Source organism: Pseudomonas khavaziana, assembly GCF_036704165.1.
Classification (GTDB): domain Bacteria; phylum Pseudomonadota; class Gammaproteobacteria; order Pseudomonadales; family Pseudomonadaceae; genus Aquipseudomonas; species Aquipseudomonas khavaziana.
This window is the reverse complement of the sequence record NZ_CP129946.1, coordinates 6,289,619-6,305,568: the sequence shown is the minus strand read 5'-3', so window position 1 is coordinate 6,305,568 and position 15,950 is coordinate 6,289,619. Positions and strand designations below refer to the sequence as shown.

The 15,950-nt window shown below is 60.8% G+C and carries 13 protein-coding genes; 9 read left to right on the top strand and 4 right to left on the bottom strand.

What is annotated here, in order from left to right:
- The first annotated feature begins 68 nt into the window (after positions 1 to 68).
- Positions 69 to 1,262, top strand: a complete 1,194-nt coding sequence (locus tag QYQ93_RS28275; protein ID WP_338475971.1) for an AlgP family protein — start codon at positions 69 to 71, stop codon at positions 1,260 to 1,262.
- Here QYQ93_RS28275 and QYQ93_RS28270 read toward each other — a convergent pair.
- Positions 1,259 to 1,723, bottom strand: coding sequence for a TIGR02444 family protein (locus QYQ93_RS28270; RefSeq protein ID WP_338475970.1), 465 nt, complete (start codon positions 1,721 to 1,723; stop codon positions 1,259 to 1,261). The two genes, QYQ93_RS28275 and QYQ93_RS28270, sit on opposite strands and share 4 nt — an antisense overlap.
- A 50-nt stretch (positions 1,724 to 1,773) precedes the next feature.
- On the opposite strand from QYQ93_RS28270, the gene QYQ93_RS28265 reads away from it, so the two are divergent.
- The 5 genes from QYQ93_RS28265 (at position 1,774) to QYQ93_RS28245 (ending at position 7,685) form a co-directional block, all read left to right on the top strand.
- Positions 1,774 to 3,684, top strand: a complete 1,911-nt coding sequence (locus QYQ93_RS28265; RefSeq protein WP_043046925.1) for an ATP-binding cassette domain-containing protein — start codon at positions 1,774 to 1,776, stop codon at positions 3,682 to 3,684.
- Entirely contained in the window at positions 3,684 to 4,250 is a 567-nt protein-coding gene (locus tag QYQ93_RS28260) for a mechanosensitive ion channel family protein (protein ID WP_043046926.1), read from the top strand. Before QYQ93_RS28265 ends, QYQ93_RS28260 begins: the two co-directional genes overlap by 1 nt.
- Before the next feature lie 169 nt (positions 4,251 to 4,419).
- Positions 4,420 to 5,052, top strand: a complete 633-nt coding sequence (locus QYQ93_RS28255) for a LysE family transporter (RefSeq protein ID WP_005792425.1) — start codon at positions 4,420 to 4,422, stop codon at positions 5,050 to 5,052.
- Positions 5,053 to 5,254: 202 nt separating this feature from the next.
- The gene (locus tag QYQ93_RS28250; RefSeq protein WP_338475969.1) at positions 5,255 to 7,162 is read left to right on the top strand and encodes an FTR1 family protein; all 1,908 of its coding nucleotides are present in this window, start codon (positions 5,255 to 5,257) and stop codon (positions 7,160 to 7,162) included.
- Between the two features lie 67 nt (positions 7,163 to 7,229).
- The gene (locus tag QYQ93_RS28245; protein WP_043046928.1) at positions 7,230 to 7,685 is read left to right on the top strand and encodes a YaiI/YqxD family protein; all 456 of its coding nucleotides are present in this window, start codon (positions 7,230 to 7,232) and stop codon (positions 7,683 to 7,685) included.
- Between the two features lie 106 nt (positions 7,686 to 7,791).
- On the opposite strand, the gene elbB is transcribed toward QYQ93_RS28245, so the two are convergent.
- Positions 7,792 to 8,457, bottom strand: coding sequence for an isoprenoid biosynthesis glyoxalase ElbB (gene elbB, locus QYQ93_RS28240; protein WP_217880783.1), 666 nt, complete (start codon positions 8,455 to 8,457; stop codon positions 7,792 to 7,794).
- Positions 8,458 to 8,572: 115 nt separating this feature from the next.
- Here elbB and QYQ93_RS28235 point away from each other — a divergent pair, with 115 nt between their 5' ends.
- Positions 8,573 to 9,808, top strand: a complete 1,236-nt coding sequence (locus QYQ93_RS28235) for a sterol desaturase family protein (RefSeq protein ID WP_043046930.1) — start codon at positions 8,573 to 8,575, stop codon at positions 9,806 to 9,808.
- On the opposite strand, the gene QYQ93_RS28230 is transcribed toward QYQ93_RS28235, so the two are convergent.
- Positions 9,789 to 10,424: a DedA family protein gene (locus QYQ93_RS28230; protein ID WP_043047041.1), complete on the bottom strand. Its 636-nt coding sequence runs from the start codon at positions 10,422 to 10,424 to the stop codon at positions 9,789 to 9,791. The two genes, QYQ93_RS28235 and QYQ93_RS28230, sit on opposite strands and share 20 nt — an antisense overlap.
- A gap of 208 nt (positions 10,425 to 10,632) precedes the next feature.
- Between QYQ93_RS28230 and hemB the strand changes: the two genes are divergently transcribed.
- Together hemB and ppk1 are read left to right on the top strand one after the other, a co-directional pair.
- The gene (gene hemB, locus QYQ93_RS28225) at positions 10,633 to 11,646 is read left to right on the top strand and encodes a porphobilinogen synthase (RefSeq protein WP_338475968.1); all 1,014 of its coding nucleotides are present in this window, start codon (positions 10,633 to 10,635) and stop codon (positions 11,644 to 11,646) included.
- Positions 11,647 to 11,664: 18 nt separating this feature from the next.
- Positions 11,665 to 13,887 (top strand): polyphosphate kinase 1, encoded by a 2,223-nt coding sequence (ppk1, locus tag QYQ93_RS28220; RefSeq protein ID WP_043046932.1) that lies wholly within the window; start codon positions 11,665 to 11,667, stop codon positions 13,885 to 13,887.
- Between the two features lie 136 nt (positions 13,888 to 14,023).
- Here the strand turns inward: ppk1 and ppx are convergent, their stop codons facing one another.
- Positions 14,024 to 15,526, bottom strand: coding sequence for an exopolyphosphatase (ppx, locus tag QYQ93_RS28215; protein ID WP_043046933.1), 1,503 nt, complete (start codon positions 15,524 to 15,526; stop codon positions 14,024 to 14,026).
- Positions 15,527 to 15,950 lie beyond the last annotated feature (424 nt).

Sequence of the window (15,950 nt, the reverse complement as noted above, 5' to 3'; positions counted from 1 at the left end):
CATGCCCTAGCGGCGGTAAGAGCAGAGGGCTAGTATGAGCCGCACCCACGTCAGCCAGGAGGTAAACCATGTCGGCCAAACAGAAGCCTGTAAATACCCCGTTGCACTTGCTCCAACAACTTTCGGGCAGCCTGCTCGAACATCTGGAAAGCGCATGTTCCCAGGCGTTGGCCGATGCAGAAAAACTGCTCGCCAAACTGGAAAAACAACGCGGTAAAGCCCAAGAAAAACTGCACAAGTCCCGCACCAAACTGCAAGACGCCGCTACAGCCGGCAAGTCCAAGGCGCAAGCCAAAGCCAAGGACGCCGTTAAAGAACTTGAGGACCTGCTGGATGCCCTCAAGGATCGTCAAGCGGAGACCCGCAGCTACATTTCCCAACTCAAGAAAGACGCTCAGGAAAGCCTGAAGCTGGCCCAGGGCATTGGCCGTGTGAAGGAAGCCGTAGGGAAAGCACTGGGTGCTCGTACCCCTGCAAAAGTTGCAGCCAAGCCGGTTGCGAAAACTGCTGCTGCGAAACCTGCTGTCAAGCCAGCGGCTAAAACCGCTGCTGCGAAACCAGCCGCCAAGCCAGCTGCCAAAACTGCTGCTGCGAAACCTGCTGTTAAGCCAGCTGCCAAAACTGCTGCTGCGAAACCGGCCGCCAAGCCAACTGCCAAAACGGCTGCTGCGAAACCAGCCGCCAAGCCAGCGGCTAAAACCGCTGCTGCGAAACCGGCCGCCAAGCCAGCTGCCAAAACTGCTGCTGCGAAACCTGCTGTTAAGCCAGCTGCCAAAACTGCTGCTGCAAAACCAGTCGCCAAGCCAGCGGCTAAAACCGCTGCTGCGAAACCAGCCGCCAAGCCAGCTGCCAAAACTGCTGCTGCGAAACCAGCCGCCAAGCCAGCGGCTAAAACCGCTGCTGCGAAACCAGTCGCCAAGCCAGCTGCCAAAACTGCTGCTGCGAAACCAGCCGCCAAGCCAGCGGCTAAAACCGCTGCTGCGAAACCAGCCGCCAAGCCAGCTGCCAAAACTGCTGCTGCGAAACCAGCCGCCAAGCCAGCGGCTAAAACCGCTGCTGCGAAACCAGTCGCCAAGCCAGTTGCTAAACCTACTGCCGCGAAACCAGCCGCCAAACCCGCGGCTGCAAAACCAGCACCTGCCAAGCCAGCCACTCCAGTAGCACCTGCTGCCACTGCGACCTCTTCAACCGCTCCAGCCGCATCGACCAGCAGCACCCCTGCACCGGTAGCGTCAAGCACCACCCCAACCAGCGCTTCCTAAGTGTTGGCGACTACGACGCGCAGCCGCTGCAGCGCGTCGTGGTCAAGGTTGGCGGCTTCGGCCGCCAAGCCTTCAAGCCATCCGTACTGACCCACCCCCTCATTGATAGGCCATGCCTGCGCCAGCGTTTCCAAGCGCATCAGCAGTGCTCGCTCGGCTTCCACCTCCAGGGTCTTGACCCGCTCCCGTAGCGATGCCAGTTGTGTATCCTGCTGCGCCTCGGCTCGCCATTGCACACGCACTTGTCGCAACGGTTCGACCACCTGTGTCCGCCAGGGGCGAGCAAGCTGCTGCAATGCCTGCACGCGTTCGGACGTATACGCCACACCTCGTTGTTCCAGCCATGCACCACACAACAACAGGCACACATCCGCCCCTTGCTCCTGCAAGCGCAGGCACTCGGCCTCCACACCCGGGCGGGCGTAGGTCGAGAGGGCAAAGCTCCACAGGTCAGCGCACATATTCACACCCAAGCCAGCGGCCAACGAAGCTGGTAGACTCCGCCGCCATTATGATCCGACTTCAAAGCCTAACATTACAGCGTGGCCCGCAACGTCTTCTTGAAGACGCCGAGCTGACCCTGCACGCCGGTCACAAAGCCGGCCTGATCGGTGCCAACGGCGCCGGCAAATCCACGTTGTTCGCCTTGTTGCTGGGTGAGCTGACCCCGGACTCCGGAGACTGTCTGCTGCCGGCCGACTGGCGCATCGCCCATATGCGCCAGGAGATCGACACCCTGGACCGCATCGCGATCGACTACGTGCTCGATGGCGACCTGCGCCTGCGCCAGGTGCAACACGACCTCGCCGAAGCCGAAAAAAACCAGGACGGTGCCGCCCAGGCCCGCCTGCACGCCGAGCTGGACAGCGCCGACGGCTATACCGCCGACGCCCGTGCCCGCAAGATGCTCGCCGGCCTGGGTTTTACCAACGAACAGATGGACCGCCCGGTCGCCGATTTCTCCGGTGGCTGGCGCATGCGCCTCAATCTGGCCCAAGCGCTGATGTGCCCTTCGGACCTGCTGCTGCTCGATGAACCGACCAACCACTTGGACCTCGATGCGATCCTGTGGCTGGAAGACTTCCTCAAGAACTATCAGGGTACGTTGCTGCTGATTTCCCACGACCGGGACTTCCTCGACGCCGTGGTCGATAACATCGCCCACGTCGAACAGAAGAAGATCACCCTTTACCGTGGCGGCTATACCGCGTTCGAACGCGCCCGCGCCGAGCGCCTGGCCCAGCAGCAACAGGCCTATGAGAAGCAACAGGCGCAGCGTGCGCACATGGAAAGCTACATCGCCCGGTTCAAGGCCCAGGCCACCAAGGCCCGCCAGGCCCAGAGCCGGATCAAGGCCCTGGAACGCATGGAAGAGCTGTCGGCGGCCCACGTCGATTCGCCGTTCGACTTTGTATTCCGCGAATCGGTGAAGATCTCCAGCCCGTTGCTGGACCTCTCCGATGCCCGCCTGGGTTATGGCGACAAAACCATCCTGGAGAAGGTCAAGCTGCAGCTCACGCCAGGCGCTCGTATCGGTTTGCTGGGCCCCAACGGCGCGGGCAAGTCGACGCTGATCAAGAACCTCTCGGGCGAGCTTGCGCCTCTGTCCGGTCGCCTGACCCGTGGCGAGAACACAGTGGTGGGTTACTTCGCCCAGCACCAACTGGACTCGCTCGACTCCAAGGCCAGCCCGCTGTTGCACCTGCAACGCCTGGCGCCGACCGAACGCGAGCAGACCTTGCGTGATTTCCTCGGTGGTTTTGACTTCCGTGGCGCGCGCATCGATGAGCCCGTGCTGAATTTCTCCGGTGGCGAAAAAGCCCGGCTGGCTCTGGCCCTGATCGCCTGGGACCGCCCGAACCTGCTGCTGCTCGACGAACCGACCAACCACCTGGACCTGGAAATGCGCCTGGCGCTGACCATGGCCCTGCAGGAATTCAGCGGTGCGGTATTGGTGGTGTCTCACGATCGCCACCTGCTCAAGAGCACCACCGATAATTTCCTGCTGGTGGCCGACGGCAAGGTCGAAGAGTTCGACGGCGACCTGGACGACTATGCGCGCTGGCTGACCGATTACCGCCTGCGCAATGCGCCGGCCAGTAACACGCCGGTCAATCCAGACAAGACCGACAAGAAAGCCCAGCGCCAGGCCGCTGCCGCATTGCGCCAGCAGTTGGCCCCGCACAAGCGTGAAGCCGACAAGCTGGAAGCCGAGCTGGGCAAGGTGCACGAGCGCCTGGCCAGGATCGAAGCCAGCCTGGGCGACAGCGCCGTCTACGAGGCGGCGCGCAAGGATGAACTGCGCGACCTGCTGGCCGAACAGGCCAAGCTCAAGGTGCGCGAAGGGCAGTTGGAGGAAACCTGGATGGAGGCCCTCGAGTTGCTCGAAACCCTGCAAGCGCAGCTGGAGGCGCTGTCCTGATGGAAGCGTTGCAACTGCCGTTGCCGGCGCAATGGGTCGAGCCCGTATGGATCGGCGTGCAAATCCTGCTGATCCTGCTGGCCGGCTACCTGGCCCAGCGCTTTGTCGCCAAGGGCCTGACCCGCCTGGGTGAGCGCTACCCGCTGCCGCCGCAATTACTGATGCCACTGCGTGGCGGCCTGCGCTGGCTGATCATGGGCAGTGCACTGATCTTTGTGCTGGGCCGCCTGGGTGTGTCCGCCACTGTCTTATGGACGGCGCTGTCGGGGTTTGTCGCGGTAGCGGCAGTGGCGTTCTTCGCCATGTGGTCGGTGCTGTCTAACCTGTTGTGCGCGATCCTGATCTTTACGGTCGGGCCGTTCCGTCTCGGTGACATCGTCGAGCTGGTGGACACCGTCGACAAACCCGGCGTGAAGGGGCGGGTCGTGGCGATCAACCTGCTCTACACCACGTTGATCGAGGTCGAGGAAGCCGGGACCAGCAGCGCGATGGTGCAGGTGCCCAACAGTATGTTCTTCCAGCGTTCGGTGCGGCGTTGGCCGGGAACAGGTACGCATATCTTGTAGGAGCGAGCTTGCTCGCGAAAATCGTCAACGGTAACGCAGTGCATCCAGTCGGCCCGTATCGCTTGTGCGTTTTTCGCGAGCAAGCTTGCTCCTACAAAAATCTATAGCCAGTCTTCGCTCAGTGGAGTTAGCTTAAGGCACTACCGCTAATTCCCTTCTGAGGTGCGCAATGGCTCTCGACACATGGCTGGCCTTCTTCCTGGCCAGTTGGATCATTTCCCTTTCCCCCGGCGCGGGTGCCATCGCCTCGATGTCCAGCGGCCTGCAATACGGTTTCGTGCGTGGCTACTGGAACGCCATTGGCCTGCAACTGGGCCTGGCGATGCAGATTGCCGTGGTGGCGGGCGGCTTGGGCGCCATTCTGGCGGCGTCGTCTACCGCGTTCTATGCGATCAAATGGTTTGGTGTGGCCTACCTGGTGTACCTGGCCATCAAGCAATGGCGCGCCTTGCCCATGGACATGACCGATGACGCCGCCGTGCGCCCGATCGGCAAGCCGATGGCGATGATGTTCCGGGGTTTCCTGGTCAACGCCAGTAACCCAAAGGCCCTGGTGTTCATGCTGGCGGTGCTGCCGCAGTTCGTGAACCCGCAGGCGCCCTTGCTGATTCAATACCTGATCCTCGGTGCGACCATGATCAGCGTCGATATGATCGTGATGGCGGGGTACACGGGGCTGGCCTCTAAAGTCCTGCGTCTGTTGCGCACGCCTAAGCAGCAGAAGCGTGTGAACCGTACCTTCGCCGGTTTGTTTGTCGGTGCCGCCGGTTTCCTCGCCAGCTTGCACCGCGCCACGGCGTAACTGAACGAACCGGATCAAAATGTGGGAGGGGGCTTGCCCCCGATAGCGGTGAATCAGTCGATGAGTCTGTTGACTGAAACTCCGTCATCGGGAGCAAGCCCCCTCCCACATTGGTTTTGTGGTGATATGAAATAACACCTTGAGTCGAATCCATTAAAGCTCAACAATAGTGTTACTTCGTATTTCCACTTGAGATCCATTCATGACTGCCCCTTTCCGCTTTCTCGCCTGGCTGCTGTTGCCGGCGATGATGTCGTGCAGCTTCAATCTCTTGGCCGCAACCGCCGAGGGCGCTCCACAGGCCCTGCATTTGCTGGATTACATCGGCGCCGACTACCCGCCTACGGTAGAAGCGGACAAGGTGGTGGACGACTCGGAATATCGCGAGCAGGTGGAATTTCTTGGGGTATTGCAGGGCCTGGTGGCCGATCTACCGGATAAGCCCGAGCGCGCCGAGCTGGTAACCGGCGTTGATGAACTGCTGGCAGCGGTCAATGCCCGCCAGGACGGTGCGAGTGTGGCTCGTCAGGCCCGTCAGTTGGGTGCCAAGCTGGCGGTGGCCTATGAAGTCAGCCAGGCCCCGGCGATTACGCCGGACCCTATACGCGGTGCGCCGCTGTACGCTCAGCACTGTTCGGTCTGCCACGGCACGGCCGGTGCCGGTGATGGCCCGGCGGGCGTAGGTCTCACGCCGCCGCCCGCGAACCTGCGAGATGCCACGCGTCTGGATCGCTTGAGTCTGTATGCGATCTACAACACCCTCGGCCTGGGTGTCGAAGGCACCGATATGCCGTCGTTCGCCGACCAGCTGGACGACCGCCAGCGTTGGGACCTGGCCACCTACATCGCCGGTTTCACCGCCGACCCGGCTGCCGCCAAAAGCGCGCAGGCGTTCAACTTGGCCGACCTGGCGCGCCAAACCCCCAATGAAGTGGTCGCCGCCAATGGGCCGGCCGCCGCCGCGGCTTTCCGCGCCCAGCGTGCGCAGCCGCCGCAGGTCCAGCGTGGCCCCGCGCAGTTGCTCGACTACACCGCCACCACCCTGGACAAGAGCCTTGCCGCCTTCCGCAACGGTGACTACGAGCAGGCCTACGACCTGTCGGTCGCCGCTTACCTGGAAGGTTTCGAGCTGGTGGAAAGCTCCCTGGATAACGTCGATGCCAATGTGCGCAAAGACACCGAGAAGGCCCTGATGGCCTATCGGCAATCGTTGCAGGACGGCTTGCCTATCGAGCAGGTGCAGCAACGCCTGGACGTGGCCAAGGGCAAGCTGACCGAGTCCGCCGGCCTGCTGGGCGGCGATGGTTTGAGCTGGTCTTTGAGCTACATTTCCGGTTTGTTGATCCTGTTGCGCGAAGGTCTGGAAGCGATCCTGGTGCTGGCGGCGATCCTGGCCTTCCTGCGCAATACCGGCCAGCAATCGGCGGTGCGTAGCGTCAATGTCGGCTGGGGCCTGGCGCTGTTGGCCGGCTTGGCCACCTGGGCCTTGGCGGCGTATGTGATTGACGTCAGCGGTGCCCAGCGCGAACTGCTCGAAGGCTGCACGGCGTTGTTTGCCAGCGTGATGGTGTTGTGGCTCGGCGTATGGATGCACGACCGACGCCACGCGGCGGCCTGGCAGGACTACATCAAGAGCAGCCTGGTGGGCGGCGGTGGGCGTTTCGGTTTTGCGGTGCTGGCGTTCTTCTCAGTGTATCGCGAGCTGTTCGAGGTGATCCTGTTTTACGAAACCCTGTGGCTGCAAGCCGGCCCAGCCGGGCATAACGCAGTATTGGCGGGCGGGGCCACGGCGCTGGTGCTGCTGGTGGGCCTGGCCTGGGTGATCCTGCGCGGTTCGGCGAAACTGCCGCTGGCATTGTTCTTCGGCATCAACGCCGCGTTGCTGTGTGCGCTGTCGGTGGTATTCGCCGGGCACGGTGTCAAGGCGTTGCAGGAGGCCGGCATTTTCGGCACGCGGCCGGTGGCGTTCTTTGAGTTCGACTGGCTGGGCATTCACGCCGATGCATACTCGTTGAGTGCGCAAGCCGTGGCTATCCTGGCGATTGTGGTGCTGTATGGTCGCAGTCGGCTGGCTGAAAAGCGTCGTATGCCGTCAACCCAGCGCGGTTAAGAATTTGGGAGGGGTCACGCCCAACACATCAGGTATGTGTTGGGTCATTAGTTGGTAAGGAGTTTCGATGCGGGTGTGGATCGATGCCGACGCCTGCCCACGGGCGGCCAAGGACCAAGTGGTGAAGTTTGCCCTCAAGCGCCAGTTCGAGGTGGTGCTGGTGGCTGGGCAGAGCCAGATCAAGCCGAGCTTTTCCTGTGTGAAGCTGATCGTGGTGCCCAGCGGCCCGGATGCGGCTGATGACTACCTGGTTGAGCATGCTGTGCTCGGTGAACTGGTGATCTGCAGCGATGTGCCCTTGGCCGACCGCCTGGTAAAGAAGGGCGTCACGGCCCTTGACCCACGGGGCAAGGAGTTCAGCCCGGCGAACATGAGCGAACGCCTGGCGGTGCGTAACCTGTTCACCGACCTGCGTGAGCAGGGCCAGATGGGCGGCGGGCCACCGCCCCATGGAGAAAAGGACAAGCAGGCGTTTGCCAATGCGCTGGACCGAATCCTGACCCGTTTGATGAAGCCTCTGTAGGAGCGAGCTTGCTCGCGAAGAACCTGAGAGCGCTGCGTTCATCCAGCTTGCCCGCGTTATCGTTGACGTTCTTCGCGAGCAAGCTCGCTCCTACAGAAAGAGGGCGTCAGTCATTTTCGTGGGTCAGTTCCAACACCCGATCCACCAGTTTGTTGATGCCTGATGCGACCTCGCTGATGTTCTTGCCGAGCATATACGCCGGCGTGCTCACCAACCTGCGCGCCTTGTCCTCGACGATGTCCTCCACCGTGCATTCGTGGTGGGTGGCGCCCATCTTGTCCAGGGCTGCCGCTGTGTCGGCATCGTTGCCGATGGTGCAGATCACGCCCGGTCCGTAGATTTTCGCGGCCAGGGCCGGTGATATGCAGATCAATCCCACAGGCTTGCCGGCTTCGGCAAATGCTTCAGCCAGTTCCAGCACCTGCGGGTTGACGCTGCAGCCTGCGCCTTCTACGGCAAAGTTCGACAGGTTCTTCGCGGCGCCAAATCCGCCGGGCACGATCAGCGCATCGAAGTCGGCAGCATTGGCTTCGCGAATATCCTTCACCGCGCCCCGGGCGATACGAGCGGATTCCACCAGTACATTGCGTGTTTCGGGCATTTCCTCACCTGTGAGGTGATTGATCACATGGAGTTGCGCAATATTCGGCGCAAAACATTCGACTTGAGCGCCGCGCTGGTCCAGGCGCAGCAGGGTGATCACGCTTTCATGGATTTCTGCGCCGTCGTACACGCCACAGCCGGAAAGGATCACTGCAATCTTTTTGCTCATGGGCATTTCTCCTGATTCATGGCGTTAAATGTCTACTAATTTGTAAGCTGTTGCCAATGGGATCTGATGGCGGTGCACCTAATCTTGATGTAACAAAAATACACCGGACTAGCCCATGGACTTCGTGCCTTACGCGGTACCGTTTTTCATCGCCCTGATCGTGGTTGAACTGCTGGCCGACCGTTGGCGCGGCGCGCGTAACTATCGGGTGGCCGATGCTATCAACAGCCTCAGCACTGGCGTGTTGTCCACAACCACCGGTTTGCTGACCAAGGGCGTGGGCCTGCTGACCTACGCATTCGCCCTCAAGCACCTGGCGCTGTTCGAGTTGTCGGCCCAGAGTGCCTGGACCTGGGTGTTCGCCTTCGTGCTCTATGACATGTGCTACTACTGGCTGCATCGCATGGGTCATGAGCGCAATATCCTCTGGGCCGCGCATTCGGTGCATCACCAGAGCGAGGACTACAACCTCACCACCGCCTTGCGCCAGACCAGCACCGGCTTCCTGCTGAGCTGGATCTTTTACCTGCCCCTGGCCGTGGTCGGTGTGCCGCTGGTGGTGTTTATCAGCGTGGCGTCGCTCAACCTGCTGTATCAGTTCTGGGTCCACACCCGTCACGTTCCCAAGCTCGGCTGGTTCGAGTGGTTCTTCGTTACACCGTCCAATCATCGGGCCCACCATGCACAGAACGCTCTCTACATGGATCGCAACTACGGCGGGGTGTTCATTATTTGGGACCGACTGTTCGGTACGTTCCAGGAGGAAGACGACAACGAGCCGGTCATTTTCGGTGTGACCACGCCCTTGGCCAGTTGGAATCCGTTGTGGGCCAACCTGCAGTTCTACGCGCAGTTATGGAGTGACGCCCGGCGTACTGAAAGCTGGTGGGACAAGTTACGTATCTGGTTTATGCGCACCGGTTGGCGCCCGGCGGACGTCAAAGCCAAGTACCCGATGCCCAAGCCGGACCTGAGCCAGTTCCGCAAATTCGAGGTGCAGTTGGATGCGCGACAGCAGGTATACATCGCCTTGCAGTTTGCGGTGTATGTGGGATTTGGCAGCTATCTGATGAATTTCGGCGAGGCGTTGCCCTCGGTGGCGCTGGTCCTGGGCTGGGGGGCCATGGCGCTGGGCCTGTTTACTTTGGGGGTGGCGCTGGAGAATCGCCCGTGGGCGTTGAAGGCCGAGCTGGCGCGGCTGGCGCTGAACGCGCCGTTGGTATGGCTGGCACCGTTGGTCGGGCTGTGGCCCGCCAGCAACCTGGCCTGGCTGGCGCTGGCGAGCTACAGCCTGCTCAGCGTGATCGGCCTCTACTGTTGCAGAAGCCGGCTCACTCGATTGGTGTCTTAGGTGTTTGCACCGGGGTTGGCTCGGCAGCGAGCCGGGCCTTGGCCTCGGCACATGCCTCGCGGGCGATACGGGCATTCTTGACGCGGCGGCGCAGCCACAGGACAAGGCCCAGCACCAGCAGCGCGCCCAACACCCACAGTTCGTATTTCTTGACGCTGCCGAGCATGCCTTCCAGCACTGCGCCGAAGTGGTAAGCCGCAGCCCCCAGCGCAGCGGCCCAGATCGCCGCACCGATACCATTAAGGATCAAATAGCGCAGCGGCGGGTAGCCGGACAGGCCGATTGCCACGGGCATCACCGTGCGCAAGCCATAGACGAAGCGGAAGCTCAGTACCCAAATATCCGGGTGCTTGCGAATATGTTCCAGCGCTTTGTCGCCCATCAATTGCCAGCGCGGCTTGCGTGCCAGCAGCTTGCGGCCATGCTTGCGCCCCATGTAGTACCAAAGCTGGTCGCCGGCGTAGCTGCCGAAGAAGGCAACGACCACTACCAGGTTGATATCCATGTAGCCACGGAACGCCAGGAAGCCTGCGAGCACGAGGATGGTCTCGCCTTCGAAGAACGTGCCGAGGAAGAGGGCAAAGTAACCGAAGTCATGCAGAAATTGTTGAAGCATGGTCTGGGGTGCTGGCGAAATGAACGCGCAGCCTACGCCTTCACGGAGATTCATGAAAGTATCGAGATGTGTCACGAAGTGAACAATTCCTACATAAATGACGAATGTGACTACAGGTCGCGTCGATAAGCACAACTGTCATTCCTTCGTCATAATGGCCGCTTATAACTGCAACGCTCGCCCGTAAACGCGGGCTCAGGAGTCTGTCGTGAGCTTTACCCCTGCCAATCGCCTGTTCCCCGCTACCCGTCTGCGTCGCAATCGCCGTGATGACTTTTCTCGTCGCCTGGTACGTGAAAATGTACTGACGACGAATGATCTGATCCTGCCGGTATTTGTGCTCGACGGTGAAAATCGTCGGGAAGCGGTGGCATCGATGCCGGGTGTGGAGCGTTTGACCATTGATCAGTTGCTGATCGAGGCGGCCAATTGGGTCGAACTGGGGATCCCGGCACTGGCACTGTTCCCGGTGACGCCGTCGGAACTCAAGTCCCTGGGCGCCGCCGAAGCCTGGAACCCGCAAGGGATCGCTCAGCGTGCCACCCGCGCCCTGCGTGAGCGCTTCCCGGAGCTGGGCGTGATCACCGACGTGGCCCTGGACCCGTTCACCACCCACGGCCAAGATGGCATTCTTGACGAAGACGGTTACGTTCAGAACGACATTACCGTCGATGCACTGGTCAGGCAGGCGTTGTCCCATGCCGCAGCGGGCGCCCAGGTGGTTGCGCCGTCGGACATGATGGACGGTCGCATCCAGGCGATCCGTGAAGCGCTTGAACTGGCCGGCCATGTCAATGTGCGGATCATGGCTTACTCGGCCAAGTACGCCAGCGCCTATTACGGGCCGTTCCGCGACGCGGTGGGCTCGGCCCTGAACCTGGGCAAGGCCAACAAGGCCTCGTACCAGATGGACCCGGCCAACAGCCACGAAGCCCTGCACGAAGTCGCGGCGGACCTGGCCGAAGGTGCCGACATGGTGATGGTCAAGCCCGGGATGCCTTATCTGGACATCCTTTATCGGGTCAAAGAGGAATTCAAGGTGCCGACCTTTGTCTACCAGGTCAGCGGTGAATACGCCATGCACATGGCAGCAATCCAGAATGGTTGGTTGAGTGAAGGGGTGATCCTCGAATCCCTGACTGCCTTTAAACGTGCCGGCGCCGATGGCATCCTGACCTACTTCGCCGCCCGCGCCGCCCAATTGCTTAGAGAGCAACAATAGCCCTCACAGGAACACTCGATGAATACCGAAGGACTCTCAGAAGTGGCTGTAAAAGACGCTCACCCTGTGGTTGAACAAGTCGCCGAGACCCCGCCGGAGCTGGAGCCGGCCCCGCCTGCCGTGGTCGTTGAAGCGCCTGCGCCGGCGCCGGTGGCCGTGGTCACCAACCTGGATGACAGCAGCCTGTACATCCACCGCGAGCTGTCACAGTTGCAATTTAACATCCGCGTGCTGGAGCAGGCGCTGGATGAGTCCTACCCGTTGCTGGAGCGGCTGAAATTCCTGCTGATCTTCTCCAGCAACCTGGACGAGTTCTTCGAGATCCGTGTCGCCGGGCTCAAGAAGCAGATCACCTTTGCCCGCGAACAAGCCGGTGCCGACGGCCTGCAACCGCATCAGGCCCTGGCTCGTATCAGCGAGCTGGTGCACGGCCATGTGGATCGCCAATACGCAATCCTCAACGACATCCTGCTGCCGGAGCTGGAAAAGCATCAGGTCCGCTTCATTCGCCGTCGCCACTGGACCACCAAGATCAAGACCTGGGTGCGCCGTTACTTCCGTGACGAGATTTCCCCGATCATCACCCCCATCGGCCTCGATCCGACGCACCCGTTCCCCTTGCTGGTGAACAAGAGCCTCAACTTTATCGTCGAGCTGGAAGGTATCGACGCCTTCGGTCGCGACTCCGGCCTGGCAATCATCCCGGCACCGCGCTTGTTGCCACGGATCATCAAGGTACCCGAGGAGGTAGGCGGCGCTGGCGACAACTATGTATTCCTGTCGTCGATGATCCATGCCCATGCCGATGACCTGTTCCAGGGTATGAAGGTCAAGGGCTGCTACCAGTTCCGCCTGACCCGTAACGCCGACCTGGCGCTGGACTCCGAAGACGTCGAAGACTTGGCCCGTGCCCTGCGCGGCGAGCTGTTCTCGCGACGCTATGGCGACGCTGTACGCCTGGAAGTCGCCGATACCTGCCCGAAACATCTGTCGGACTACCTGCTCAAGCAGTTCAACCTGGCTGAGTCCGAGCTGTACCAGGTCAACGGCCCGGTGAACCTGACGCGCCTGTTCAGCATCACCGGCCTGGACAGCCACCCGGAGCTGCAATACAAGCCGTTCACCCCGCAGATCCCGAAACTGCTGCAAAACAGCGAGAACATCTTCAGCGTGATAAGCAAGCAGGACATCCTGCTGCTGCACCCATTCGAATCCTTCACCCCGGTGGTCGACCTGCTGCGCCAGGCCGCCAAGGACCCCCACGTCCTGGCCGTGCGCCAGACCCTGTACCGCAGCGGCGCCAACTCGGAAATCGTCGATGCGCTGGTGGATGCTGCGCGTAACGGCAAGGAAGTCACCGCAGTGATCGAGCTGCGTGCGCGCTTTGACGAAGAGTCCAACCTGCAACTGGCCAGCCGCCTGCAAGCGGCCGGGGCGGTGGTGATCTACGGCGTGGTCGGCTTCAAGACCCACGCCAAGATGATGCTGATCCTGCGGCGCGAAGCCGGTGAGATCGTGCGCTACGCCCACTTGGGTACGGGCAACTACCATGCCGGCAACGCCAAGCTCTATACCGACTACAGCCTGCTGACATCCGACGACGCGCTGTGCGAAGACGTCGGCAAGTTGTTCAGCCAGTTGATCGGCATGGGCAAGACCTTGCGCATGAAGAAGCTGCTGCATGCACCGTTCACCCTAAAGAAGGGCATGCTCGACATGATTGCCCGCGAGACCCAGTTCGCCCTCGACGGCAAGCCGGCGCACATTATTGCCAAGTTCAACTCGCTGACCGATCCGAAGATCATCCGCGCGCTGTACAAGGCCAGCCAGTCCGGCGTGCGCATCGACCTGGTGGTGCGGGGTATGTGCTGCCTGCGTCCGGGTATTGTCGGCGTGTCGCATAATATCCACGTGCGTTCGATCATCGGTCGCTTCCTGGAGCACACCCGAGTGTTCTACTTCCTCAACGGCGGTGAAGAGCAGATGTTCCTCTCCAGTGCCGACTGGATGGAGCGCAACCTCGACAAGCGGGTGGAGACCTGCTTCCCGGTGGAAGGCAAGAAGCTGATCATGCGGGTCAAGAAGGAGCTGGAAAGCTACCTTACCGACAACACCCACAGCTGGAGCCTGCAGTCGGACGGTCGCTACGTGCGTAACACGCCGACCGGCAACCAGAACCCGCGCAGCGCGCAGGCGACGTTGCTGGAGAAGCTGGGTAGCCCGATTCTTGCGGTGAACTAAACCCCAGCACCAGCGAGGTCTAAAAAATGTGGGAGGGGGCTTGCTCCCGATAGCGATAGGTCAGTCACGAATAATTTGACTGATTCACCGCCATCGGGAGCAAGCCCCCTCCCACATTTGTTTTGCGGTGTGCTTTTTAGCGCAGGTTCAGACTGAACCCCACCCGCGTCAGCCATTCCGCTTCCTGGGCGAAGTCCGCCTGGGTCAGTTGGTGTTCATCCAGCCAGCCCTTGGGGAACACCACGTCAAGGCTGTCGCCATCAGCGTGCAGTTTCACCTGGGGCATTTCCTGGGTACCGCGGATGTGATGGAACAGGATCGCAAAGCGCAACAGCGCGCACAGGCGGATCAGCTTGATGCCGTCTTTACCGAATTCGGCAAACTTGTCCTTGGGAATGTTACGGCGATGGCCGCGCACCAGCAGCGCGAGCATCTGTTGGTCTTCCCGGGAGAAACCGGCCAGGTCCGAGTGTTCGATCAGGTAGGCGCCGTGCTTGTGGTAATGGTAGTGGGCGATGTCCAGGCCCACTTCATGCACCTTGGCGGCCCAGCCCAATAGCTCGCGCCAGACTCCATCTTCCAGGTCCCAGTCCTCGGCCACCTGGTCGAAGGCGTGCAAGGCTTTGCGCTCCACGCGGGCGGCTTGTTCCAGGTCGACGTGGTAACGCTCCATCAGCGAGCTGAGGGTGCGCTCACGCACGTCTTCGTGGTGATGACGGCCCAGCAGGTCATAGAGCACGCCTTCGCGCAGGGCGCCATCGCAGTGGTCCATGCGTTGCAGTTCAAGGGCGTCGAAGATGGCCTCGAGAATCGCCAGGCCCGCGGGGAAAATGGCGCGACGGTCGGGCTTGATGCCGTCGAAGTCGATTTTCTCCGCATCCCCAAGCTTGAACAACTTGCGCTTGAGCCACGCCAAACCCTCGGCGTTTACCTCGCCAGTACCATGGCCGCCGGCTTTCAAGGCCAGGCCGATGGCGCGGATGGTGCCGGACGAGCCGATGGCTTCATCCCAGGTCAGGCGGTGCAGGGCGTGTTCGATACTCATGATCTCCAGGCGTGCCGCCGTGTAGGCCTGGGCATAGCGCGCCGGCGTGATCTTGCCGTCCTTGAAATACCGTTGGGTAAAACTCACGCAGCCCATCTGCAGGCTTTCACGCAGCAGCGGTTCAAAACGCTGGCCGATGATGAACTCGGTGCTGCCGCCGCCGATGTCCGCCACCAGGCGTTTGCCGGGAGTATCGGCCAGGGTATGGGACACGCCGAGGTAGATCAGGCGGGCTTCTTCACGGCCCGAGATGACTTCCACCGGATGCCCGAGGATGTCTTCGGCACGATGGATGAACTCGTTGCGGTTGCGAGCTTCGCGCAGGGCGTTGGTGCCGACGATGCGCACGGCGCCAGTAGGCATGCCGTTGATCAGTTGCGCAAAGCGCTTGAGGCAATCGAGCCCGCGTTGCATGGATTCTTCATTGAGCTTGCGCTCGTCGTCGATCCCGGCGGCCAGTTGCACTTTCTCGCCGAGCCGCTCGAGGATGCGGATCTCGCCGTTCTGGGCCTTGGCCACGACCATGTGAAAGCTGTTGGAGCCCAGGTCGATGGCGGCGATCAAGGACAGGTTCTTGGCTTGGGATTGCGGCATGGTTTGGGGATCTCGGTCGATAACCTTGCCATCGTGCCACGATCGACCGCTGGCGCCAACGCGTTGTGCTTCGGTAATTTTACGAATGCTGTCTGTAGGGAAAATTTATTGTAACTGTAGGGGGTATTTACATTTGGCTGTTGAATAGGTTTTTCAGTGGTGTAGGAATATCTAACGATAGGCCATCGTTAAAATGCCTATGACTTTGCTTACAATAGTTGGGATGGTGTTTTGTCCGATATCTCGCTCAGGACTACTCTACTAATGGATAAAGGGTGTTGCTTGATTTAACCCGGGACCACAGTAAATGACGTGTTGTCTGATTCATTTGCTCAGTACCAAGGCGCCAGACTGTCACTCGGCAATTCTGCCTGGGTGTTATTTATTTATAGTTTTGTATTAAGGAAGATAAGGTGTTGGGCGA